Annotated in this window: 19 protein-coding genes and 1 tRNA gene; 16 read left to right on the top strand and 4 right to left on the bottom strand. The window is 69.8% G+C overall.

Annotated features, from left to right (window positions below; translation table 11 throughout):
* The first annotated feature begins 67 nt into the window (after positions 1–67).
* Genes desA through M8H82_RS33280 form a run of 4 tightly spaced genes read left to right on the top strand, consistent with a single transcriptional unit; the run spans position 68 to position 5,067 of the window.
* A complete protein-coding gene (gene desA, locus M8H82_RS33295; protein WP_250078906.1) occupies positions 68–1,510 on the top strand; it encodes a lysine decarboxylase DesA in 1,443 nt (480 codons plus the stop codon).
* Entirely contained in the window at positions 1,494–2,771 is a 1,278-nt protein-coding gene (locus M8H82_RS33290; RefSeq protein WP_250078904.1) for a lysine N(6)-hydroxylase/L-ornithine N(5)-oxygenase family protein, read from the top strand. The genes desA and M8H82_RS33290 overlap by 17 nt, the downstream gene beginning before the upstream one ends.
* Positions 2,768–3,298 carry a GNAT family N-acetyltransferase gene (locus tag M8H82_RS33285; protein WP_250078902.1) on the top strand — a complete coding sequence of 177 codons (531 nt, stop codon included), beginning with the start codon at positions 2,768–2,770 and terminating at the stop codon, positions 3,296–3,298. Before M8H82_RS33290 ends, M8H82_RS33285 begins: the two co-directional genes overlap by 4 nt.
* Entirely contained in the window at positions 3,295–5,067 is a 1,773-nt protein-coding gene (locus M8H82_RS33280; protein WP_250078900.1) for an IucA/IucC family siderophore biosynthesis protein, read from the top strand. The genes M8H82_RS33285 and M8H82_RS33280 overlap by 4 nt, the downstream gene beginning before the upstream one ends.
* A 108-nt stretch (positions 5,068–5,175) precedes the next feature.
* Here the strand turns inward: M8H82_RS33280 and M8H82_RS33275 are convergent, their stop codons facing one another.
* Entirely contained in the window at positions 5,176–6,756 is a 1,581-nt protein-coding gene (locus M8H82_RS33275; RefSeq protein WP_250078898.1) for a beta-N-acetylhexosaminidase, read from the bottom strand.
* A 71-nt stretch (positions 6,757–6,827) separates the two neighbouring features.
* Here M8H82_RS33275 and M8H82_RS33270 point away from each other — a divergent pair, with 71 nt between their 5' ends.
* The 3 genes from M8H82_RS33270 to glmS all read left to right on the top strand — a co-directional run bounded on the left by M8H82_RS33270 (position 6,828) and on the right by glmS (position 9,883).
* Positions 6,828–7,709, top strand: coding sequence for a DUF4429 domain-containing protein (locus M8H82_RS33270; RefSeq protein WP_250078896.1), 882 nt, complete (start codon positions 6,828–6,830; stop codon positions 7,707–7,709).
* A gap of 86 nt (positions 7,710–7,795) precedes the next feature.
* Complete coding sequence (locus tag M8H82_RS33265; protein WP_250078894.1) at positions 7,796–8,053, top strand: hypothetical protein; 258 nt, start codon at positions 7,796–7,798, stop codon at positions 8,051–8,053.
* Positions 8,054–8,065: 12 nt separating this feature from the next.
* Positions 8,066–9,883 (top strand): glutamine--fructose-6-phosphate transaminase (isomerizing), encoded by a 1,818-nt coding sequence (gene glmS, locus M8H82_RS33260; RefSeq protein ID WP_250078892.1) that lies wholly within the window; start codon positions 8,066–8,068, stop codon positions 9,881–9,883.
* Positions 9,884–10,135: 252 nt separating this feature from the next.
* Here glmS and M8H82_RS33255 read toward each other — a convergent pair whose 3' ends face one another.
* A complete protein-coding gene (locus tag M8H82_RS33255; RefSeq protein ID WP_250078890.1) occupies positions 10,136–10,663 on the bottom strand; it encodes a universal stress protein in 528 nt (175 codons plus the stop codon).
* A gap of 319 nt (positions 10,664–10,982) precedes the next feature.
* Between M8H82_RS33255 and M8H82_RS33250 the strand changes: the two genes are divergently transcribed.
* The 5 genes from M8H82_RS33250 to M8H82_RS33230 all read left to right on the top strand — a co-directional run bounded on the left by M8H82_RS33250 (position 10,983) and on the right by M8H82_RS33230 (position 14,163).
* The gene (locus M8H82_RS33250) at positions 10,983–11,291 is read left to right on the top strand and encodes a hypothetical protein (RefSeq protein WP_250078888.1); all 309 of its coding nucleotides are present in this window, start codon (positions 10,983–10,985) and stop codon (positions 11,289–11,291) included.
* A 377-nt stretch (positions 11,292–11,668) separates the two neighbouring features.
* A complete protein-coding gene (locus M8H82_RS33245) occupies positions 11,669–12,886 on the top strand; it encodes a helix-turn-helix domain-containing protein (RefSeq protein WP_250078885.1) in 1,218 nt (405 codons plus the stop codon).
* 127 nt (positions 12,887–13,013) lie between these two features.
* Positions 13,014–13,616 (top strand): oligoribonuclease, encoded by a 603-nt coding sequence (orn, locus tag M8H82_RS33240; RefSeq protein ID WP_250078884.1) that lies wholly within the window; start codon positions 13,014–13,016, stop codon positions 13,614–13,616.
* Between the two features lie 115 nt (positions 13,617–13,731).
* Positions 13,732–13,804 (top strand) — tRNA-His (locus tag M8H82_RS33235).
* Positions 13,805–13,908: 104 nt separating this feature from the next.
* Entirely contained in the window at positions 13,909–14,163 is a 255-nt protein-coding gene (locus tag M8H82_RS33230; RefSeq protein WP_250078882.1) for a hypothetical protein, read from the top strand.
* 6 nt (positions 14,164–14,169) lie between these two features.
* Here the strand turns inward: M8H82_RS33230 and M8H82_RS33225 are convergent, their stop codons facing one another.
* Entirely contained in the window at positions 14,170–15,225 is a 1,056-nt protein-coding gene (locus M8H82_RS33225; protein WP_250078881.1) for a LacI family DNA-binding transcriptional regulator, read from the bottom strand.
* A gap of 367 nt (positions 15,226–15,592) precedes the next feature.
* On the opposite strand from M8H82_RS33225, the gene M8H82_RS33220 reads away from it, so the two are divergent.
* The 4 genes from M8H82_RS33220 to M8H82_RS33205 all read left to right on the top strand — a co-directional run bounded on the left by M8H82_RS33220 (position 15,593) and on the right by M8H82_RS33205 (position 20,403).
* The gene (locus tag M8H82_RS33220) at positions 15,593–16,909 is read left to right on the top strand and encodes an ABC transporter substrate-binding protein (protein ID WP_250078879.1); all 1,317 of its coding nucleotides are present in this window, start codon (positions 15,593–15,595) and stop codon (positions 16,907–16,909) included.
* Positions 16,910–16,914: 5 nt separating this feature from the next.
* The gene (locus M8H82_RS33215) at positions 16,915–17,934 is read left to right on the top strand and encodes a carbohydrate ABC transporter permease (RefSeq protein ID WP_250078877.1); all 1,020 of its coding nucleotides are present in this window, start codon (positions 16,915–16,917) and stop codon (positions 17,932–17,934) included.
* 10 nt (positions 17,935–17,944) lie between these two features.
* Positions 17,945–18,844, top strand: a complete 900-nt coding sequence (locus M8H82_RS33210; protein ID WP_250078875.1) for a carbohydrate ABC transporter permease — start codon at positions 17,945–17,947, stop codon at positions 18,842–18,844.
* Between the two features lie 122 nt (positions 18,845–18,966).
* On the top strand, positions 18,967–20,403 hold the full coding sequence (locus M8H82_RS33205; protein WP_250078873.1) for a GH1 family beta-glucosidase: 1,437 nt from the start codon (positions 18,967–18,969) through the stop codon (positions 20,401–20,403).
* 91 nt (positions 20,404–20,494) lie between these two features.
* Here the strand turns inward: M8H82_RS33205 and M8H82_RS33200 are convergent.
* Positions 20,495–21,373, bottom strand: an 879-nt coding sequence (locus M8H82_RS33200; protein ID WP_250078872.1) for a chitinase, incomplete at its 5' end; no start/stop codon positions are given.

Below are 21,373 nucleotides of genomic sequence, written 5' to 3'. Positions count from 1 at the left end.
ACCTTCTCGCTCCCTCCCCACTCCGCTTCACCTCGTCCCGCACGGACTTCCCCTCGGAGGACCCCCCATGCGCTCGCACCTGCTCAATGACACGACCGCGGAGCAGTACCGCAGCTCCGTGACCGAAGGAATCGAGCGGGTGGCCGCCAAAATCGCCGCCACCGAACGTCCGTTCACCGGCGTCACGGTCGACGCCCTCGCCCCCACCATCGACGCGATCGACCTCGACAAGCCGCTGCTGGACACCGCGGCGGCCCTCGACGAGCTGGAGGACGTCTACCTCCGCGACGCGATCTACTTCCACCACCCGCGCTACCTGGCCCACCTCAACTGCCCGGTCGTCATCCCGGCGGTGCTCGGCGAGGCGATCCTGTCCGCGGTCAACTCCTCCCTGGACACCTGGGACCAGTCGGCCGGCGGCACCCTGATCGAGCGCAAGCTCATCGACTGGACGACCGCCCGGATCGGCCTCGGCCCGGCCGCAGACGGGGTGTTCACCTCCGGCGGCACCCAGTCCAACCTCCAGGCGCTGCTGCTGGCCCGCGAGGAGGCCAAGGCGGAGTCCTTCGACACCCTGCGCATCTTCGCCTCCGAGGTCAGCCACTTCAGCGTCAAGAAGTCGGCCAAACTCCTCGGCCTGAGCCCGGACGCCGTGGTCTCCGTCCCCGTCGACCACGACAAGCGCATGCAGACCGTCGCCCTCGCCCGGGAGCTGGAGCGCTGCAAGCAGGACGGTCTCGTCCCGATGGCCGTCGTCGCCACCGCCGGCACCACCGACTTCGGCTCCATCGACCCGCTGCCGGAGATCGCCGAGCTGTGCGACCAGTACGGCGCGTGGATGCACGTGGACGCCGCCTACGGCTGCGGGCTGCTCGCCTCCGTGAAGTACCGGGACCGGATCGACGGCATCGAGCGCGCCGACTCGGTCACCGTCGACTACCACAAGTCCTTCTTCCAGCCGGTGAGTTCGTCCGCCGTGCTGGTCCGGGACGCGGCCACCCTGCGCCACGCCACCTACCACGCGGAGTACCTCAACCCGCGGCGGATGGTGCAGGAACGCATCCCCAACCAGGTCGACAAGTCCCTGCAGACCACCCGCCGCTTCGACGCGCTGAAGCTGTGGATGACCCTGCGCGTGATGGGCGCCGACGGCATCGGGCAGCTCTTCGACGAGGTCGTCGACCTGACCGCCGAGGGCTGGAAGCTGCTGGCCGCCGACCCGCGCTTCGACGTCGTGGTCGAGCCCCGCCTGTCCACCCTCGTCTTCCGCTACATCCCGGCCGCGGTGACCGACCCGGCCGAGATCGACCGCGCCAACCTCTACGCCCGCAAGGCCCTGTTCGCCTCCGGTGCCGCCGTCGTCGCGGGCACCAAGGTCGGCGGCCGCCACTACCTGAAGTTCACCCTGCTCAACCCCGAGACCACGACGGATGACATCGCCGCCGTCCTCGACCTGATCGCCGGCCACGCCGAGCAGTACCTGGGAGAGTCCCTTGACCGCGCTTCCTGAACCCACGCACACGACCTACGACTTCGTGGGCATCGGGCTCGGCCCCTTCAACCTCGGCCTGGCCTGCCTCACCGAGCCCATCGACGAACTCCACGGTGTCTTCCTGGAGTCGAAGCCCGACTTCGAGTGGCACGCGGGCATGTTCCTGGACGGCGCCCACCTGCAGACCCCGTTCATGTCCGACCTGGTCACCCTCGCCGACCCGACCTCGCCGTACTCCTTCCTCAACTACCTGAAGGAGAAGGGTCGGCTGTACTCGTTCTACATCCGCGAGAACTTCTATCCGCTGCGGGTGGAGTACGACGACTACTGCCGCTGGGCCGCGAACAGGCTGAGCAGCGTCCGCTTCTCCACCACGGTCACCGAGGTGACGTACGAGGACGAGCTGTACGTCGTGCGGACCACCGCCGGGGACACCTACCGCGCCCGGCACCTCGTCCTCGGCACCGGCACCTCCCCGCACTACCCCGAAGCCGTACGCGGCCTGGGCGGCGACTTCTTCCACAACTCCCGCTACATGCAGAACAAGGCGGAGCTGCAGAAGAAGGAGTCGATCACCATCGTCGGCTCCGGCCAGTCCGCCGCCGAGATCTACTACGACCTCCTCACCGAGATCGACGTCCACGGCTACCGGCTGAACTGGGTGACCCGCTCCCCGCGCTTCTTCCCGCTGGAGTACACCAAGCTCACGCTGGAGATGACCTCGCCGGAGTACATCGACTACTACCGCGCGCTGCCGGAGGCCACCCGCTACCGCCTCACCGCCCAGCAGAAGGGCCTGTTCAAGGGCATCGACGGCGATCTCATCAACGAGATCTTCGATCTGCTGTACCAGAAGAACCTCGGCGGCCCGGTGCCCACCCGGCTGCTCACCAACTCCTCGCTCGAGGCGGCCCGTTACGAGAACGGCACCTACACCCTCTCCTTCCACCAGGAGGAGCAGGACAAGGACTACGAGCTCGACACACAGGGCCTGGTGCTGGCCACCGGCTACGCGTACACCGAGCCGGACTTCCTCAAGCCGGTGAGCGACCGTCTGGTGCGGGACTCGCGCGGCAACTTCGACGTCGCCCGCAACTACGCCATCGACGTGACGGGCCGGGGTGTGTTCCTCCAGAACGCCGGCGTGCACACCCACAGCATCACCAGCCCCGACCTGGGGATGGGCGCCTACCGCAACAGCTTCATCATCAGTGAGCTGCTCGGCAGCGAGTACTACCCGGTCGAGAAGACCATCGCGTTCCAGGAGTTCGCCGTATGACCTTCACCTTCCGCCCGCTCGACCCCCTCAAGGACGCCGAGCTGCTGCACCGCTGGGTCACGCACCCCAAGGCCGCCTTCTGGATGATGCAGGACGCCAGACTGGAGGACGTCGAGCGCGCCTACATGGAGATCGCGGCCGACGAGCACCATCACGCCCTGCTGGGGCTGAAGGACGGCGAGCCCGCCTTCCTGATGGAGAAGTACGACCCGGCCCACCGCGAACTGGTCGGCCTGTACGAGCCGCGGCCGGGCGACATCGGCATGCACTTCCTGACGCCGCCCACCGACACCCCCGTGCACGGCTTCACCCGCTCCGTCATCACCGCCGTGATGGCGCACCTCTTCGAGGACCCGGCGGTCCAGCGGGTCGTGGTCGAACCCGACATCGCCAACAAGGCCGTCCACGCGCTGAACGAGGCCGTCGGATTCGTGCCCTCCCACGAGATCCAGAAGCCGGAGAAGAAGGCGCTGCTGAGCTTCTGCACCCGGGAACAGTTCTTGGTGGCGACGGGGGTGACCGCATGACCCTCGCCGACTCCGTGGCCCACCTCTCCCCCGAACGCTGGGAGCAGGCCAACCGCCTCCTCGTCCGCAAGGCACTCGCCGAGTTCGCGCACGAGCGGCTGATCACGCCCGAGGCCACCGCCGACGGCGGCTTCGAGGTCCGCAGCGACGACGGCCTGACCCGGTACCGGTTCACCGCCGTGCGCCGCGCCCTGGACCACTGGCAGGTCGACGCCGGCTCCATCTCCCGGCACCGCGACGGCGCCGAACTGCCGCTCGCCGCACTCGACTTCTTCATCGAGCTGAAGCAGGCGCTCGGGCTGAGCGACGCCATCCTGCCGGTCTACCTGGAGGAGATCTCCTCCACCCTCTCCGGCATCTGCTTCAAGCTCACCAAGCCGCAGATCCCGGCCGCCGAGCTGGCCCGCAGCGGCTTCCAGGCCATCGAGACCGGGATGACCGAGGGCCACCCCTGCTTCGTCGCCAACAACGGCCGGCTCGGCTTCGGCATCCACGAATACCTGGCGTACGCCCCCGAGACCGCGAGCCCGGTCCGGCTGATCTGGCTGGCCGCGCACAGGTCGCGGGCCGCGTTCACGGCCGGCGTCGGCCTGGAGTACGAGTCCTTCATCCGGGACGAACTGGGCGAGGACACCGTCGAGCGGTTCCACGGCATCCTGCGCGCGCAGGACCTGGACCCCGCCGACTACTTCCTCATCCCCGTCCACCCCTGGCAGTGGTGGAACAAGCTGACGGTCACCTTCGCCGCCGAGGTCGCCCGGGGGCACCTGGTGTGCCTGGGCGAGGGCGACGACGAGTACCTGGCCCAGCAGTCCATCCGGACCTTCTTCAACACCTCCAGCCCCGAGAAGCACTACGTGAAGACGGCTCTGTCCGTCATCAACATGGGCTTCATGCGCGGCCTGTCGGCGGCGTACATGGAGGCGACCCCGGCCATCAACGACTGGCTCGCCCAGCTCATCGAGAACGACCCGGTGCTCAAGGAGACGGGCCTGTCGATCATCCGCGAGCGCGCGGCGGTCGGCTACCGGCACCTGGAGTACGAGGCGGCGACGGACCGCTATTCGCCGTACCGCAAGATGCTGGCCGCGCTGTGGCGGGAGAGCCCGGTGCCCTCCCTCCGCGACGGCGAGACGCTGGCCACCATGGCCTCCCTGGTCCACGTCGACCACGAGGGCACATCCTTCGCGACCGCCCTGATCGAGCAGTCGGGGCTGGCGCCGACGGAGTGGCTGCGCCGCTACCTGACGGCGTACTTCACCCCGCTGCTGCACAGCTTCTACGCCTACGACCTCGTCTTCATGCCGCACGGCGAGAACGTGATCCTCGTCCTGAAGGACGGTGTCGTCCAGCGCGCGATCTACAAGGACATCGCCGAGGAGATCGCGGTCATGGACCCGGACGCGGTGCTGCCGCCGACGGTGGAGCGGCTGCGCGTGGACGTCCCCGAGGACACGAAACTGCTGTCGATCTTCACGGACGTCTTCGACTGCTACTTCCGCTTCCTCGCCGCGAACCTCGCGACCGAGGGCGTCCTGACGGAGGAAGACTTCTGGCGCACGGTCGCGGAGGTCACGCGCGCGTACCAGGCGACGGTGCCGGAACTGGCGGACAAGTTCCGCCAGTACGACATGTTCGCCCCGGAGTTCGCCCTCTCCTGCCTCAACCGCCTCCAGCTCCGCAACAACCAGCAGATGGTCGACCTCGCGGACCCAGCAGGCGCCCTCCAACTGATCGGCACGCTGAAGAACCCCATAGCAGGGTTCTGACAAAGCCAGACGGGTGCCCAGGAGACGGTCCTCCTGGGCACCCGTCAGCACAAACTCCCTAGGGGCGCGGGGAACTGCGCGATCAACCCCCACCGCCCCGCACCCGAATCACAACCAAGGCACCTGAGGCGACCGGTAGAAAGAAATTCCCAGCGCCTCCCACCGCTCAGCCTGCGCAGCAAGCCGCACCTTGTATGCGTCCCAGTCATGCGTCACCGCAGGCGACCACCCCAGCTCGGCCACCCCGGCAACCCGCGGGAACGCCATGTACTCGATGTCCTCCGACGTCCGCAGCGTCTCGCTCCACAGCGGCGCCTCGACCCCGCGCACCGCCGACTCGGGCACCCCGGCCAGATAGTCCCCGGGGTCCCAGTCGTACGACCGCCGCACCTCGACGTACCCCGCCCAGGACAGCCCCAGCGGAGTGCTCTCGTCGTACTTCATGTCGAGGTAGATCCGGTCGGCCGGCGAGAGGATCAGCCCCGTTCCGGCCCGCGCCGCCGCGGCGACCTGCTCCTTCTCCTGCGCACTGGTGCCGTCGAGCCCCCAGTACTGGGCGAGCGCCCCCTTCGCCGGCGAGGCCCCGGTCAGCTGGTGCCAGCCGATGACCGTCTTGCCGTACTCGGCGACGACGGGCTGCACCCGGTCCATGAACTTCACGTAGTCGGCGTGCGGCGTGGAGTGCGCCTCGTCCCCGCCGATGTGCAGATAGCGGCCCGGGGTGAGCGCGGCGAGCTCCCGGATCACGTCCTCCACGAAGTCGTACGTGAGGTCCTTGCCGACGCACAGCGAGCTGAAGCCGACCTCGGTGCCGGTGTAGAGCGGGGGCGCCACCCCGTCGCAGTTCAGCTCGGCGTACGAGGCCAGTGCCGCGTTGGTGTGGCCCGGTATGTCGATCTCGGGGACGACCTCCAGGTGCCGGGAGGCGGCGTGGCGGACGATCTCCCTGTAGTCGTCCTTGGTGTAGTAGCCCCCGGGACCCCCGCCGACCTGCGTGGAGCCGCCGTATGTCGCGAGCCGCGGCCAGGAGTCGATGGCGATCCGCCAGCCCTGGTCGTCGCTGAGGTGCAGGTGCAGCTTGTTGAACTTGTACAGCGCCAACTGGTCGACGTACCGCTTGACCTCGTCGACGGAGAAGAAGTGCCGGGAGACGTCGAGCATCGCGCCGCGCCAGCCGTAGCGCGGGGTGTCCTTGATCGTGCCGCCCGCGACCAGCCAGGGCCCGGGCTGCACGGAGTCCTTCTCCACGGCGGCGGGGAGGAGCTGGCGCAGGGTCTGGACGCCGTGGAAGAGCCCGGCGGGCCTGGCCGCGGTGATGACGACACCCCGGCGGTCGCTGTCGAGGCGGTAGCCCTCCGCGCCGAACGCCCCCTCGGCGAGGCGCAGTCGGATGCCGCCGCCGTGGGTGGTGACCGGGAGCCGGTAGCCGGTGGAGGGCCGCAGGATGCCCGCGAGGTACTCCCCGACCCGGCGCACCTCGCGCGAGTCGTCGACCCGGATCCGGGTGCCGTCGGTGATGCGGTACGGGGAACCGCCCGGCGCGACGGAGGCCGGGGCGGGAACCACCCGGTCGAGCGGGATCGCGGTCGGCCCCGGCCCCGCGGGCACCGCGCCGGTCGCGGAGACGCCGGCCGCCGCGACGAGCAGCAGCGAGCCGAGGAGGCGAAGCGTTCTGTGGCGCTGTCTCACAGTCGGTCCCTTCGGTGAGCTCCGATAGGTACAGACCACTCTCTCGCGAGTCCGGTGGAACAATCACCCCCATGGCGGAAATCATCCAGAAGGACGGCACCTGGGTCTTCGACGGGGAGGCGCTGCGGCTGACGCCCGGCCGGGACAAGAACGTCAGCCTTTTCCGCAAGACCCTCGGCGAACTCGTCGTCCCCCTGGGCGCGTTGGCGGGCATCTCGTTCGAGCAGGGCAAGAAGGCCGGGCGGCTCAGACTGCGGCTGCGCGACGGCGCCGACCCCCTGCTGCACGCCTCGGGCGGCCGGCTCACCGAGCCCCACGACCCCTACCAGCTGCTCGTGGAGTCCGACCGCTACGGCGTCGCCGAGTACTTCACGGACGAGGTCCGCAACGCCCTCCTGCTGGACCAGGTCCCGGCCGACCCGGTGGACGCCTACCTGCTGCCGGGCCCGGCGGTGCCGCTGTCGGTGTCCGCCGGTGACGGCACCGCGAGCTTCGACGGCGAGCGGATCCGGCTGGAGTGGAACTGGAAGACGGAGGACGCCAAGGCCGCCGCGGGGGCCCGCGTCCTCGGCCTCACCGACATCACCGCCGTGGAGTGGCATCCCGCGGTGGGCCTGGAGAACGGCCACCTCCGCTTCACCGTCCGCAACGCCCCGACCAAGGCCCCGCCGAAGTACGACCCCAACGCCGTGGAGCTGTGGGGCTTCAAGAAGGACCCGCTGATGGCCCTGGTCGCGGCGGCCGTCCAGGCCCGGCTCCCGCACCCGGCGGCCGCCGCGGACGTACGGCGGCCGGAGCCGGCGGACGCCCGCCCCGCGCTGCCGGCCACCGCCGAGGACGACCACGACGCGCTGCTGCGACGGCTGCGCGAGCTCGGCGAGCTGCACCGCACGGGCGTCCTGACGGACGAGGAGTTCGCCCTGGCAAAACAGGCGATTCTCAAGCGAATGTGACGCTCTTCCCCAGCCACCGACACGACCCTGCCCGAAATCGGGCAGGATTCTTGCGAATGAACGGCCGGTACCCCAGGATCTAGCGGGTGCACGACGAACTTGTTGATCATCTGACGCGGTCCACGCCCCTCAACCGGGGCGAGGCGCTGCGCGTGATCCAGGACGTGCTCGCCTACTTCGACGAGACGACCGAGGAGTACGTCCGTCGCCGCCACCGCGAACTCCAGGCCCAGGGCCTGGTGAACACGGCGATCTTCGAACGGATCGAGGCGGACCTGAAATACCGGGCGGTGGCACCGCCGGAGCTCACCCTCCGGCAGCTGCGCCGGATCGTCTACGGCTAGGAATACCCATACATGTGCGGAATCGTCGGTTACATCGGCAAGCGCGACGTGGCCCCGCTGCTGCTCGAAGGCCTCCAGCGCCTGGAGTACCGCGGCTACGACTCGGCGGGCATCGCGGTCACCTCGCCCAAGAGCAGCGGTCTGAGGACGGTCAAGGCCAAGGGCCGGGTCCGTGACCTGGAGGCCAAGGTCCCGGTCCGCTTCAAGGGCACCACCGGTATCGCCCACACCCGCTGGGCCACCCACGGCGCCCCCTCCGACGTCAACGCCCACCCGCACCTGGACGCCGAGGGCAAGGTCGCCGTCGTCCACAACGGCATCATCGACAACGCCTCCGACCTGCGCCGCAAGCTGGAGGCGGACGGTGTCGAGTTCCTCTCCGAGACCGACACCGAGGTCCTCGTCCACCTCATCTCCCGCGCGCAGGGCGAGAAGCTGGAGGACAAGGTCCGCGAGACGCTCCGGCTGATCGAGGGCACGTACGGCATCGCCGTCCTGCACGCCGACTTCCCGGACCGGATCGTGGTCGCCCGCAACGGCTCGCCGGTCGTCCTCGGCATCGGCGAGAAGGAGATGTTCGTCGCCTCGGACATCGCCGCGCTGGTCGCCCACACGCGGCAGATAGTGACCCTCGACGACGGCGAGATGGCCACCCTCAAGGCCGACGACTTCCGCACCTACACCACCGAGGGCACACGGACGACGGCCGAGCCCACCACCGTCGAGTGGGAGGCCGCCTCCTACGACATGGGCGGCCACGACACCTACATGCACAAGGAGATCCACGAGCAGGCCGACGCCGTGGACCGGGTGCTGCGCGGCCGGATCGACGACCGCTTCTCCACCGTGCACCTCGGCGGCCTCAACCTGGACGCCCGCGAGGCGCGCCGGATCCGCCGCGTGAAGATCCTCGGCTGCGGCACCTCGTACCACGCGGGCATGATCGGCGCCCAGATGATCGAGGAGCTGGCCCGGATCCCCGCGGACGCCGAGCCGGCCTCGGAGTTCCGCTACCGCAACGCGGTCGTGGACCCCGACACCCTCTACATCGCGGTCTCCCAGTCCGGTGAGACGTACGACGTCCTCGCGGCCGTCCAGGAGCTCAAGCGCAAGGGCGCCCGGGTCCTCGGCATCGTCAACGTCGTCGGCTCGGCCATCGCCCGCGAGGCGGACGGCGGCATCTACGTGCACGCCGGCCCCGAGGTCTGCGTGGTCTCCACCAAGTGCTTCACCAACACCACGGTGGCCTTCGCCCTGCTCGCCCTGCACCTGGGCCGCACCCGTGACCTCTCGGTCCGCGACGGCAAACGGATCATCGAGGGCCTGCGCAAGCTGCCCGGCCAGATCTCCGAGATGCTGGAGCAGGAGGACGAGATCAAGAAGCTGGCCGAGGAGTACGCCGAGGCCCGCTCGATGCTCTTCATCGGCCGGGTCCGCGGCTACCCGGTGGCCCGGGAGGCCTCGCTGAAGCTCAAGGAGGTCTCCTACATCCACGCGGAGGCCTACCCCGCCTCCGAGCTCAAGCACGGCCCGCTGGCCCTGATCGAGCCGGCCCTCCCCACGGTGGCGATCGTCCCGAACGACGACCTCCTGGAGAAGAACCGCGCGGCCATGGAGGAGATCAAGGCCCGCAGCGGCAAGATCCTCGCGGTGGCCCACCAGCCCCAGGAGAAGGCCGACCAGACGATCGTGGTCCCGAAGAACGAGGACGAACTGGACCCCATCCTGATGGGCATCCCGCTCCAACTCCTCGCCTACCACACGGCCCTGGCCCTGGGCCGGGACATCGACAAGCCGAGGAACCTGGCCAAGTCGGTGACGGTCGAGTAGTCGACCCCTCAGGAACGGCCCCCCGCGTGTTGCCACCCACCACGCGGGGGGCCGTTCCCTTCGCCGGGGAGCCGCCCGCCCCCCGGCCTGCGCTGCTGGCCGGTGGCCGTCACAACCCCGGCCGGCGGCACGCGCGTACTGGCCATATGCCCTTCACAAAGGCACAAACACCTGTGCGCGGCAGTGGATTCATGCATCAGGGAGGGGAGGGGGGACGCGCGGAGGGCGCATCTCGCCCGAAACGGGCGGGAGTTACGGGATGACGACGACGGGCCGCTTCGCCCGCTTGGCGAGCCGCCCCGCGACGGAGCCGAAGATCCGCCCCACGATGCCGTGCGTGGAGCCCACGACGATCGCGTCCGCCTCGTACTCGCGGCCCACCTCTTCGAGTTCGTGGCAGATGTCACCGCCGCGCTCGACGAGGATCCACGGCACCTCGGCCAGATAGTCCGCGCAGGCGAGCTCGAGGCCCAGCACCTCGGTGCGGTGGTCCGGGACGTCCACGAAGACCGGCGGCTCGCAGCCGGCCCACACGGTGGTGGGCAGCCGGTTGGCGACATGCACGATGATCAGGGCCGAGCCGGAGCGATGGGCCATGCCGATGGCGTAGGCGAGGGCGCGCTCACTGGAGGTGGAGCCGTCGAAGCCGACCACGACGCCGTGCTTGAAGGCGGGGTCGCAGGAATGACGTGGCTCTTCCGCCGCCAGGGGCTCGGCCGCCGTGGGATCGGCGACGGGCCGCTTGCGGTCCGCGGGTTCGAAGAATTCGTGACCGGCCATGGCTGTCTCGGCGTTGTGATCCTTGTGTGGGTGGGATGACAGGGTGCGACGGAGCTGTGTCCGGGAATCATCTTCCCAACCCCATACCCCCAAGGGTACGGCGGCACGCCTCCTTAGCCCATATCCCGCGATGTGCTCCGCGGGGGTTCCAGGGAGCATGCACGAGGGTGTGCCCGTAACGCAATGGTTGCTGCGCCGTACAGGCGGTTTGCCCAGGGTGCCCGCGCGAGGCAGGTCGTCCGCCCTCCGGCGGACCGCACAGTGACCGACCGTCCGACCACGCGTTGATCTCCGTGAGCCACCGACACCGGGAGCAGGCATGGCCGGACAGCAGCACCAGGACAGCACCACCGACGTGGTCCGCTGGGCGGCCTTCTCCTGCGTCCTCGTCCCCGTCGTCCTCCTCTGGTACGGCACCTCCCTGGCCGGCGCCACCGGCACCGCCCTGGGCCTGGCCGCCGTCACCGCCGTCTGCCGGGTCCTGCTGCGCCGGTCCGAGCGCGGCGCGGCCCGCTCGCTCGCCGAGGAACCCGCCGCGCTCGCGCCCCGTCACGGACGCCACCACCGCGGTGGAACGGGCGGGCACCGGGGCGGACGCCACTCCGGGGGAAATACACCGGGCGGTTGACCGGTTTCTATGCCCTCGGGCGCTTCTTTTCAGCCAACTTCCGGCCACCCGGCATCGGTTGCCCGAACCACCCCCCAACCCCCGTTCGACCTGCACGAAAAGGGTGTCGGGGGTGCTGCGCACCCTACGTGGATTGGCCACTGCGACGAGGCGCACTTCCCTGCACGGCCCGCGAGTGCAACGCTTCGTGATCGAATGCTTCACGCCAAGTTGCCAAGTCGACAATGTGCCGAGTGGCGAACCGGCCACTCCGGCGCGAGGCGACACAGTAGATTCGATCTTGACTGTCTACGGCGGGGGACTCGTGCAGGACCGAGGGGAAACGTGCAGGAGCGACACAACCGAGGAGCCGCGACCACCGAGGGGGGCTTAGCAGTATGAGCCACGACTCCACTGCCGCGCCGGAAGCCGCGGCCCGGAAACTTTCCGGGCGACGCCGCAAGGAGATCGTCGCGGTGCTGCTGTTCAGCGGCGGCCCCATCTTCGAGAGTTCCATACCACTGTCGGTGTTCGGCATCGATCGCCAGGACGCCGGCGTGCCGCGCTACCGACTGCTGGTCTGCGCCGGCGAAGAGGGCCCGCTGCGGACCACAGGGGGGCTGGAACTCACCGCGCCACATGGCCTGGAGGCGATCGCGCGGGCGGGCACGGTCGTCGTGCCGGCCTGGCGCTCGATCACCTCGCCACCGCCGGACGACGCGCTCGACGCACTGCGCCGGGCACACGAGGAGGGCGCCCGCATCGTAGGGCTGTGCACCGGCGCCTTCGTCCTCGCGGCGGCAGGCCTGCTGGACGGCCGCCCCGCGACCACCCACTGGATGTACGCACCGACGCTGGCCAAGCGCTATCCGTCGGTGCACGTGGATCCCAGAGAGCTGTTCGTCGACGACGGAGACGTACTGACCTCCGCCGGTACGGCGGCCGGAATCGATCTCTGTCTCCACATCGTGCGGACGGACCACGGCAACGAGGCGGCCGGTGCGCTGGCCCGTCGCCTGGTCGTCCCGCCGCGCCGGACGGGAGGCCAGGAGCGCTACCTGGACCGCTCTTTACCGGAGGAGATCGGCGCCGACCCGCTCGCCGAGGTCGTCGCCTGGGCGCTGGAGCATCTCCACGAGCAGTTCGACGTGGAGACGCTGGCCGCGCGGGCGTACATGTCGCGCCGCACCTTCGACCGGCGCTTCCGCTCGCTGACCGGGTCGGCCCCGCTGCAGTGGCTGATCACCCAGCGGGTGCTCCAGGCACAGCGTCTGCTGGAGACGTCCGACTACTCGGTGGACGAGGTCGCGGGCCGCTGCGGCTTCCGCCCGCCGGTGGCGCTGCGCGGCCACTTCCGCCGCCAGCTGGGCTCTTCCCCGGCGGCGTACCGGGCGGCCTACCGGGCCCGTCGCCCGCAGGCCGAACGGCCGACGGCGGACGCCGACACCGCCCCCGGTCCGACGCCCACGCTCCACCCGGAGCCCGGGCCGGTCCCGCTCCAGGCCCGCCGCACCCCGAGCACGGTGGGCCAGGCGCTGGCGGCGGCGTCCTCGGACAACGGCCGGGAGGCCTATGCGGCGCGGGCCAGCCTGCCGGGGCAGCGCAGCGCGACCTGAGCCGACGTGACGGACCGCACGCCGGACGGGCCCACCAGCCCGTCCGGCGTTCGCGTGCCAGCCCTCGGCGAGGGCCGGAGGCGACACGGGGTGCTGCAAAAGCCGACGTCAGCTTTAGGGTGGTCGCATGAACGATCGCATGGTGTGGATCGACTGCGAGATGACCGGCCTCTCGCTGTCCGACGACGCGCTCATCGAGGTTGCCGCCCTCGTCACCGACTCCGAGCTCAACATCCTCGGTGACGGTGTGGACATCGTCATCCGGCCGCCGGAGTCGGCCCTGGAGACGATGCCGGAAGTGGTGCGTCAGATGCACACCGCGTCCGGACTCCTGGACGAACTCGCCGGCGGTACGACGCTGGCGGAGGCCGAGGCCCAGGTCCTGGCGTACGTACGCGAACACGTCAAGGAAGCGGGCAAGGCCCCGCTGTGCGGCAACTCCGTCGGCACCGACCGCGGCTTCCTGCTGCGGGACATGCCGACGCTGGAGAACTACCTCCACTACCGGATCGTGGACGTCTCCAGCGTCAAGGAGCTCGCCCGCCGCTGGTACCCGCGCGCCTACTTCAACAGCCCGGAGAAGAACGGCAACCACCGCGCCCTCGCCGACATCCGCGAGTCCATCGCGGAACTGCGCTACTACCGCGAGGCCGTCTTCGTGCCCCAGCCCGGGCCGGACAGCGAGACCGCCCGGACGATCGCCGCGAAGCACGTCCTGCCTGCTCAGTAGCGCCGGGAGAGGCCCGCGCCCGGGCCCCCGGAAAAGCCGGGCGCGAGCACCCCTTCGGACCCTGTACACTTTTTCTCGGCCGGTCGGTGAACCACCAGGGAAACCGCCGGTCATGGTGGGTGTAGCTCAGCTGGTAGAGCACCTGGTTGTGGTCCAGGATGCCGCGGGTTCGAGTCCCGTCACTCACCCTGAGCGATCAGCCGGTGACCTTGCATCAAGGTCACCGGCTGATCGCGTTCCCGACCCCGCGTACCCTTGCTCATGAGCCGGTTGTGAAGCAGGGAGGCTCGCCATGGGGTCGCAGCGGATTCATCGGTGGCGGCTGCTGACGTGGCTGGTCCTGACGTTCAACCTGGCGATGCTGCTGTGGCTCGTGGTCGCGCTGGCCGCGGCCGAGGGGGAGGCCAACAACCCCGGCAGCTCCACCGGCACCTGGCTGGTGGCCTCCGTCTGGCTGACCGGCGCGGTCCTGCTCGGCGCCGCCTGGCTGGTCACCCACCACACCGAACGCCCGGCACGGCGCGCCCGCCGGGGCTGGCACCGCTGAGGCCGCTCAGGACGACGCCCGCTCCTCCAGCTCGGTGGCCAGCACCACCTGCCGCCGCTCCAGGCCCCGGGAGACCGCCGGGCGCCGGTCGGCGATCTCCTCCAGCAGCAGGTCGATCATCCGGCGGCCCATCTCCTGGATCGGCTGGCGCACGCTGGTCAGCGGGGGCTCCATGTGCCGGGCGATGGCCGAGTCGTCGTAGCCGACCAGCGCCACGTCCTCGGGGATGCGGCGGCCCTCCTCGCGCAGCACCTGCCGGGCGCCCGCCGCCATGACGTCCGAGCCGGCGAAGACGGCGTCCAGGCCGGGCCGGCGCTCCAGCAGCGCGGTCATCGCGCGCCGGCCGCCGTCCTCGGTGAAGTCGCCCGGCTCGATCAGCCGCTCGTCCACGGTCTGGCCCGCCTCCCGCAGGGCGTCGCGGTAGCCGTCGACGCGGCGCTGGGCGCCGTACACGTCGAGGCGGCCGGTGATGTGGGCTATCTCGCGGCGGCCGCGGGAGAGCAGATGCTCCACGGCCTGGCGGGCGCCGCCGTAGTTGTCGGAGTCCACCGAGGTGAGCGTCTCCGCGGCGGATCTCGGGCCGCTGATCACGGCCGGTATCTCCAGCTGGGCCAGCAGGTCGGGCAGCGGGTCGTCGGCGTGCACCGAGACCAGCAGCACACCGTCGACCCGGTGCGCGGCGAGGTACTGGGCGAGCCGCTGCCGCTCGCGGTCGCTGCCCGCGAAGATCAGCAGCAACTGCATCTCGGTCTCGGACAGTTCGGCCCCGACGCCCTTGAGGATGTCGGAGAAGTACGGCTCGGAGAAGAACCGGGTCTCCGGCTCGGGCACCACGAGGGCGATGGCGTCGGTGCGGTTGGCGGCGAGAGCCCGGGCGGCGGTGTTCGGGACGTAACCGAGCTCGGCGACGGCGGCCTCCACGGCGGCACGGGTGGCGTCACTGACCCGGGGCGAACCGTTGATCACCCGGGACACCGTCCCGCGACCGACGCCGGCCCGCGCGGCGACCTCTTCGAGAGTAGGCCGCCCGCCACTCCGCCCCCGCGCTCCGTGGCTTGCCATGGGCTCCGCCTTTCGCCGTCGTCTTGTCGCTGGCCTGGAATTTAACAGCCCAGCCCCCGGTCGTGACCGTCCGGCGGACGGGCTGCCCGGAGCCGACCGGCGGCGGGCAGCCGGTGGCCGCGCTTCCCGTGGCGTGCCCTGACCCCTCAGTTAACGTCCCGATAACTGAACGCATCTCTCCGCCCCCGTGCCCTTGACACCCCCGCCCGGACCGACGACTCTTCAACACATCACTTGTGGGAGCGCTCCCACAGTACCTGACACATACACATCCCGCACGTTCCCCGCCCGAGCCGCAGCGAGAACAAACGGGCCCAACAGTGCAGTTGGCCGGGGGGTCGGCACGTCAGGGCAACAGGAGGACGCAATGCGAGCATCTACCCGAATCCGCCGCAAGGCGGTAGTCCTCGCGGCGGTCGCGTCGCTGGGCACCGGGCTGCTGGCCGGCTGTGCCGACGACGGCAAAGAGGACGACAGCTCGTCGACCGAGGGCGGTGGCGGCAAGACCAAGATCACTCTTGGCCTGTTCGGCACCGCCGGATTCGAGGAGTCCGGGCTGTACAAGGAGTACGAGAAGCTCCACCCGGACATCGACATCCAGCAGACGGTCGTGGAGCGCAACGAGAACTACTACCCGGCGCTGCTCAACCACCTCACCACCAACAGCGGCCTCCAGGACATCCAGATGGTCGAGGTCGGCAACATCGCCGAAATCGTCCAGACGCAGTCGGACAAGCTGCTCGACCTGTCGAAGTACGGCAAGAAGAGCGACTACCTGGAATGGAAGTGGCAGCAGGCGACCACGCCCGAGGGCCAGACGATCGGTGTCGGCACCGACATCGGCCCGATGGCCATCTGCTACCGCAAGGACCTTTTCGAGAAGGCCGGTCTGCCCACCGACCGCGAGGAGGTCGGCAAGCTGTGGGAGGGCAGCTGGGAGAAGTTCGTCGACGTCGGCAAGCAGTACCAGAAGAAGGCCGGTGAGAGCACCACCTTCCTGGACTCCCCCGGCGGTCTGCTCCAGGCGATCCTCAGCGGCGAGAAGGAGCGGTTCTACGACTCCTCCGGTGAGGTCATCTACAAGACGAACCCGGCCGTGAAGGACGCCTTCGACCTCACCGCGGAAGCGGCCGAGGCCGGGCTGATCGGCAACCAGACGCAGTTCCAGCCCGCCTGGGACACCACGATCGCCAACAGCAAGTTCGCCGCGATGTCCTGCCCGCCGTGGATGCTCGGTTACATCAAGGGCAAGTCGAAGCCCGACGCGGCCGGCAAGTGGGACATCGCCCAGGCGCCGCAGTCCGGCAACTGGGGCGGTTCCTTCCTGACGGTGCCCAAGTCCGGCAAGAACGCGGAGGAGGCGGCGAAGCTGGCCGCCTGGCTGACCGCTCCCGAGCAGCAGGCCAAGCTCTTCGGTGTGCAGGGCAGCTTCCCGTCCACCCCGGCCGCCTACGAGTCGGCCGAGGTGACGAGCGCCAAGAACGACATGACCGGTGACGCGCCGATCGGCACGATCTTCGCGCAGGCCGCCGAGAACATCCCCGTCCAGACCATCGGCCCGAAGGACCAGATCATCCAGCAGGGCCTGACCGACAACGGTGTGGTTCTCGTCACCCAGGGCAAGTCGCCCAAGGAGGCCTGGGACAACGCCGTCAAGACCATCGACAACGCCCTGGACCAGTGACCCGTATGACCACTGGGCACGACACCGCCGCCGCGTCCCCCTCCAAGGAGGGGGGCGCGGCCCCGGGCCGCCCGTTGGGCGGCGGTCCGGTACCCGAGGAGGAGCTGCGGCGCCGCAAGCGGCTCTCCCGCCGCTGGCAGCGGGACGTGCGGTGGAGCCCGTACGCCTTCGTCTCGCCGTTCTTCCTGCTGTTCCTCGCCTTCGGCCTGTTCCCGCTGCTGTACACGGGCTGGGCCTCGCTGCACCAGGTGGAGCTGACCGCGCCGACCGACATGAACTGGGTCGGCATGCGCAACTACACCCGGATCTTCGATGACGACTTCTTCTGGAACGCGGCCCAGAACACCCTGACCATCGGCATCATCTCGACCGTTCCGCAGCTGCTGATGGCGATGGGCATCGCGCACATCCTCAACTACAAGCTGCGCGCCTCGACCTTCTACCGGGTCGCCATGCTGGCGCCGTACGCGACCTCGATCGCCGCCGCCTCGCTGGTCTTCGTGCTGCTCTTCGGCCGCGACTACGGCATGATCAACTGGGCGCTCGGCACGGTCGGGATCGACAACATCGACTGGCAGAACGACAAGTGGGCCTCGCAGATCGCGGTCTCCACGATCGTCATCTGGCGCTGGACCGGCTACAACGCGCTGATCTACCTGGCCGCGATGCAGGCGATCCCGCAGGACCTGTACGAGTCGGCCGCGCTGGACGGGGCGAGCCGCTGGCAGCAGTTCCTCCATGTCACGCTGCCCTCGCTGCGCCCGACGATCCTGTTCACCGTCGTCGTGTCGACCATCGGTGCCTCCCAGGTGTTCGGCGAGCCGCTGCTGTTCGACGCGAACAAGGGCGCCTCGGGCGGATCCCAGCACCAGTTCCAGACGCTCGGCCTGTATCTGTACGAACAGGGCTGGGTGAACCAGCATCTGGGCCGTGCCTCCGCCATCGCCTGGACGATGTTCCTGATCCTCATCCTGGTCGGGATCATCAACTACGTCATCTCGCGCCGGCTGCGCGCCAGTAGTTAGGAGACCGGCCGTGACGACGACCTTGACGAAACCCGAGGCTCCGCAGGAGCGCCGACGTGTGCGAGGGCCCAAGGCGGCACGGGCCGGCGGGACCCTGCACGCGGGACCGATCGCGTACGTGATCCTCGCGCTGTTCACCATCGGCTCGCTGTTCCCGCTGGTGTGGACGGCGATCGCCGCCTCCCGCGACAACCAGCGGCTGGCCGAGACACCGCCGCCGTTCTGGTTCGGCTCGAACCTCTTCGACAACCTCGATCTCGCCTGGAACGACGCGAACCTGGGCGAGGCGTTCCTCAACACCACCTTCGTGGCGGGCGTGTCATCGTTGACGATCGTGTTCCTGTCGACGATCGCCGGGTTCGCCTTCGCCAAGCTGCGCTTCAAGGGCCGTGGCGCGATGATGCTGATCGTGATCGGCACCATGATGGTGCCGCCGCAGCTCAGTGTGATCCCGCTGTACATGATGGTCGCCGAGCTCGACTGGTCCGACCAGCTCCAGGCGGTCATCCTGCCCTCCCTGGTGAGCGCGTTCGGCGTGTTCTTCATGCGGCAGTACCTGATCCAGGCGCTGCCGGACGAGATCATCGAGGCGGCGCGGGTGGACGGCGCGAGCAGCTGGCGCGTGATCTGGCACGTGGTGTTCCCGGCGGCCCGGCCCGCGATGGCGGTGCTGGGCATGCTGATGTTCGTGCAGACCTGGAACGACTTCCTGTGGCCCTTCCTGGTGCTCACCCAGAACGGCAACCCGACCGTGCAGGTGGCGGTCGCGGGCCTGGGCCGCGGCTACACGCCGGACCAGTCCCTGATCATGGCGGGCGCACTGCTGGGCACGCTGCCGCTGCTGCTCGTCTTCGCGATCTTCGGCAAGCAGATCGTCGGCGGCATCATGCAGGGCGCGGTCAAGGGCTGACGCCGCCGTACCGCCCCTGATTCCCAGGGGCCGGGCCACCGTCGCTCCGGCCCCTTCTCCCCCGCCTCCACCCCACTTCCCCCTACCCGTCGGTCTCCACGACCTTCACTGGGAGCGCTTCCATGCCTGAGTCCGCACAGCCGGCGACACCGGTGACCTTTCCACCCGCCTTCCTCTGGGGGGCAGCCACCTCCGCGTACCAGATCGAGGGGGCGGTGCGGGAGGACGGCCGTACCCCCTCGATCTGGGACACCTTCAGCCATACGCCGGGCAAGACGGCGGGCGGTGAGACCGGTGACATCGCTGTCGACCACTACCACCGCTTCCGCGACGACGTGGCGCTGATGGCCGACCTGGGCCTGACCGCGTACCGCTTCTCGGTCTCCTGGTCGCGGGTGCAGCCGACCGGCCGGGGCCCGGCCGTGCAGCGGGGTCTGGACTTCTACCGCAATCTGGTGGACGAGCTGCTGGCGCACGGCATCAAGCCCGCGGTGACGCTCTACCACTGGGACCTGCCGCAGGAGCTGGAGGACGCGGGCGGCTGGCCGGAGCGGGACACGGCCTACCGGTTCGCCGAGTACGCGCAGATCGTCGGGGAGGCGCTCGGCGACCGGGTGGAGCAGTGGATCACGCTCAACGAGCCCTGGTGCAGCGCGTTCCTGGGGTACGCCTCGGGCGTGCACGCGCCCGGCCGGACCGACCCGGCGGCCTCGCTGCGCGCCGCGCACCACCTGAACCTGGCGCACGGCCTCGGGACTTCGGCCCTGCGTTCGGTGATGCCGGCCCGCAACTCGGTGGCGGTGAGCCTGAACTCGTCGGTGGTCAGGGCGGTTTCGGACAGCCCGGAGGACCTGGCGGCCCGGCAGCGGATCGACGACCTGGCCAACGGTGTCTTCCACGGCCCGATGATGCAGGGCGCCTACCCGCAGTCGCTGCTGACGGCGACGGAGTCGCTGACGGACTGGTCGTTCGTGGAGGACGGCGATCTGGCGCTGATCCACCAGCCGTTGGACGCGCTGGGCCTCAACTACTACACGCCGTGCCTGGTGTCGTCCGCCGCGTCGGCCCCCGCGGGTCCCCGGGCGGACGGTCACGGCGAGAGCGCGCACTCCCCCTGGCCGGCCGCGGAGGACGTCGCGTTCCACCAGACCCCGGGCGAGCGCACCGAGATGGGCTGGACGATCGACCCGACCGGCCTGCACGACCTGATCATGCGCTACTCCCGCATGGCCCCCGGTCTGCCGCTGTACATCACGGAGAACGGCGCGGCCTACGACGACAAGCCCGAGCCCGACGGCAGCGTCCACGACCCGGAGCGGATCGCCTACCTCCACGGCCACCTCTCGGCGGTCCGCCGCGCCATTGAGGACGGCGCGGACGTGCGCGGCTACTACCTGTGGTCCCTGATGGACAACTTCGAGTGGTCCTACGGCTACAGCAAGCGCTTCGGCGCGGTGTACGTCGACTACACGACCCTGGAGCGGACCCCGAAGTCGAGCGCCCTGTGGTACGGACAGGCGGCGCGGTCGGGGGCCCTGCCGGAGGTGGAGTCGGTCTGACGGGGGGCGGGGCGCGGCGCCTTGCGGGGGCGCCGCGCCCCGGTCCTTCCGGCTGCTTGAAGGCCTTGTCTGTAGGCCTTACTCGTGGGCCTTACTTGTAGGCCGCGAACGCCTTGGCGAAGGCGTTCTTGTCCTGGTCGACGGAGCTGCAGGTCGCGTCGGCCGCCGGCTTCGGGCCGCCGGGGCAGGCCTTGTCGCGGGTCGCCGACCACATCGACAGCCAGCCGAGGCCCTTGGCCTTGGCGAAGTTCACCAGCTGGGCGGCGTCCTCGACGGTGAAGATCTCCGTGACGACGTCGTTGACGCCGATCATCGGGGTGACCGCGACGGTCTTCCAGGCGGCGCTGTCGGAGAGGCCGAGGACGCCCTTGAGCTGCGCCTGGGTGGCGGTGGCCGCCTGCTCGGCGTAGGTGCCCATGTCGCCGCTGTAGGCGGGCCCGTAGTCCATCGCCATGATGTTGACCGTGTCGATGCCCACCCCGTTCTTCCTGGCGTCGGCCAGCAGGTCCACGCCGGGCTGGGTCAGGCCCTCCGGCATCACCGGGAGGGTGAAGGAGACGTCGAGGCCCGGGTGGGCCTTCTGGAGCTTGGCGATGGCCTGTGCGCGGCGGGTGTTGGCCGCGGTGTCGGGCAGCGCGCCGCCCTCGACGTCGAAGTCGACCTTGGTGAGGTCGTAGGCGTCCACGACCTTGCCGTACGCCGCCGCCAGGGCGTCCGCCGAGGAGCAGGTCGTCGCCAGTTCGCTGCCGGCCGCGCCGCCGAAGGAGACCCGGACGTCGCCGCCCTTGGCGCGCAGGGCGCTGATCTGCGCGGCCACCGCGTCGCTCGCCAGGTCGGTCACCCCGCCCCACTTGGGCGTGCAGCCGCCGCCGTCGGTGACGAAGGCGAGGTTGTAGTCCTTCACCCCGGTGGCCTCGGCGGTGGAGAGCAGGTCGAAGGCCGGGTAGAGGGAGGTGTCGACGTACGGGGC

It is taken from the genome of Streptomyces sp. YS415, from assembly GCF_023544665.1.
Taxonomy (GTDB): Bacteria; Actinomycetota; Actinomycetes; order Streptomycetales; family Streptomycetaceae; genus Streptomyces.
Note: the sequence above shows the minus strand (reverse complement) of the source record. Positions and strands in the feature narration are given on the sequence as shown.

Coding starts and splice junctions, on each gene's coding strand:
- M8H82_RS33255 (WP_250078890.1), bottom strand. CDS start 10,663: ATGGCCGGTCACGAATTCTTCGAACCCGCGGACCGCAAGCGGCCCGTC.
- M8H82_RS33215 (WP_250078877.1), top strand. CDS start 16,915: ATGACCACTGGGCACGACACCGCCGCCGCGTCCCCCTCCAAGGAGGGG.
- M8H82_RS33250 (WP_250078888.1), top strand. CDS start 10,983: ATGGCCGGACAGCAGCACCAGGACAGCACCACCGACGTGGTCCGCTGG.
- desA (WP_250078906.1), top strand. CDS start 68: ATGCGCTCGCACCTGCTCAATGACACGACCGCGGAGCAGTACCGCAGC.
- M8H82_RS33205 (WP_250078873.1), top strand. CDS start 18,967: ATGCCTGAGTCCGCACAGCCGGCGACACCGGTGACCTTTCCACCCGCC.
- M8H82_RS33280 (WP_250078900.1), top strand. CDS start 3,295: ATGACCCTCGCCGACTCCGTGGCCCACCTCTCCCCCGAACGCTGGGAG.
- glmS (WP_250078892.1), top strand. CDS start 8,066: ATGTGCGGAATCGTCGGTTACATCGGCAAGCGCGACGTGGCCCCGCTG.
- M8H82_RS33230 (WP_250078882.1), top strand. CDS start 13,909: ATGGGGTCGCAGCGGATTCATCGGTGGCGGCTGCTGACGTGGCTGGTC.
- M8H82_RS33245 (WP_250078885.1), top strand. CDS start 11,669: ATGAGCCACGACTCCACTGCCGCGCCGGAAGCCGCGGCCCGGAAACTT.
- M8H82_RS33285 (WP_250078902.1), top strand. CDS start 2,768: ATGACCTTCACCTTCCGCCCGCTCGACCCCCTCAAGGACGCCGAGCTG.
- M8H82_RS33220 (WP_250078879.1), top strand. CDS start 15,593: ATGCGAGCATCTACCCGAATCCGCCGCAAGGCGGTAGTCCTCGCGGCG.
- M8H82_RS33270 (WP_250078896.1), top strand. CDS start 6,828: ATGGCGGAAATCATCCAGAAGGACGGCACCTGGGTCTTCGACGGGGAG.
- M8H82_RS33225 (WP_250078881.1), bottom strand. CDS start 15,225: ATGGCAAGCCACGGAGCGCGGGGGCGGAGTGGCGGGCGGCCTACTCTC.
- orn (WP_250078884.1), top strand. CDS start 13,014: ATGAACGATCGCATGGTGTGGATCGACTGCGAGATGACCGGCCTCTCG.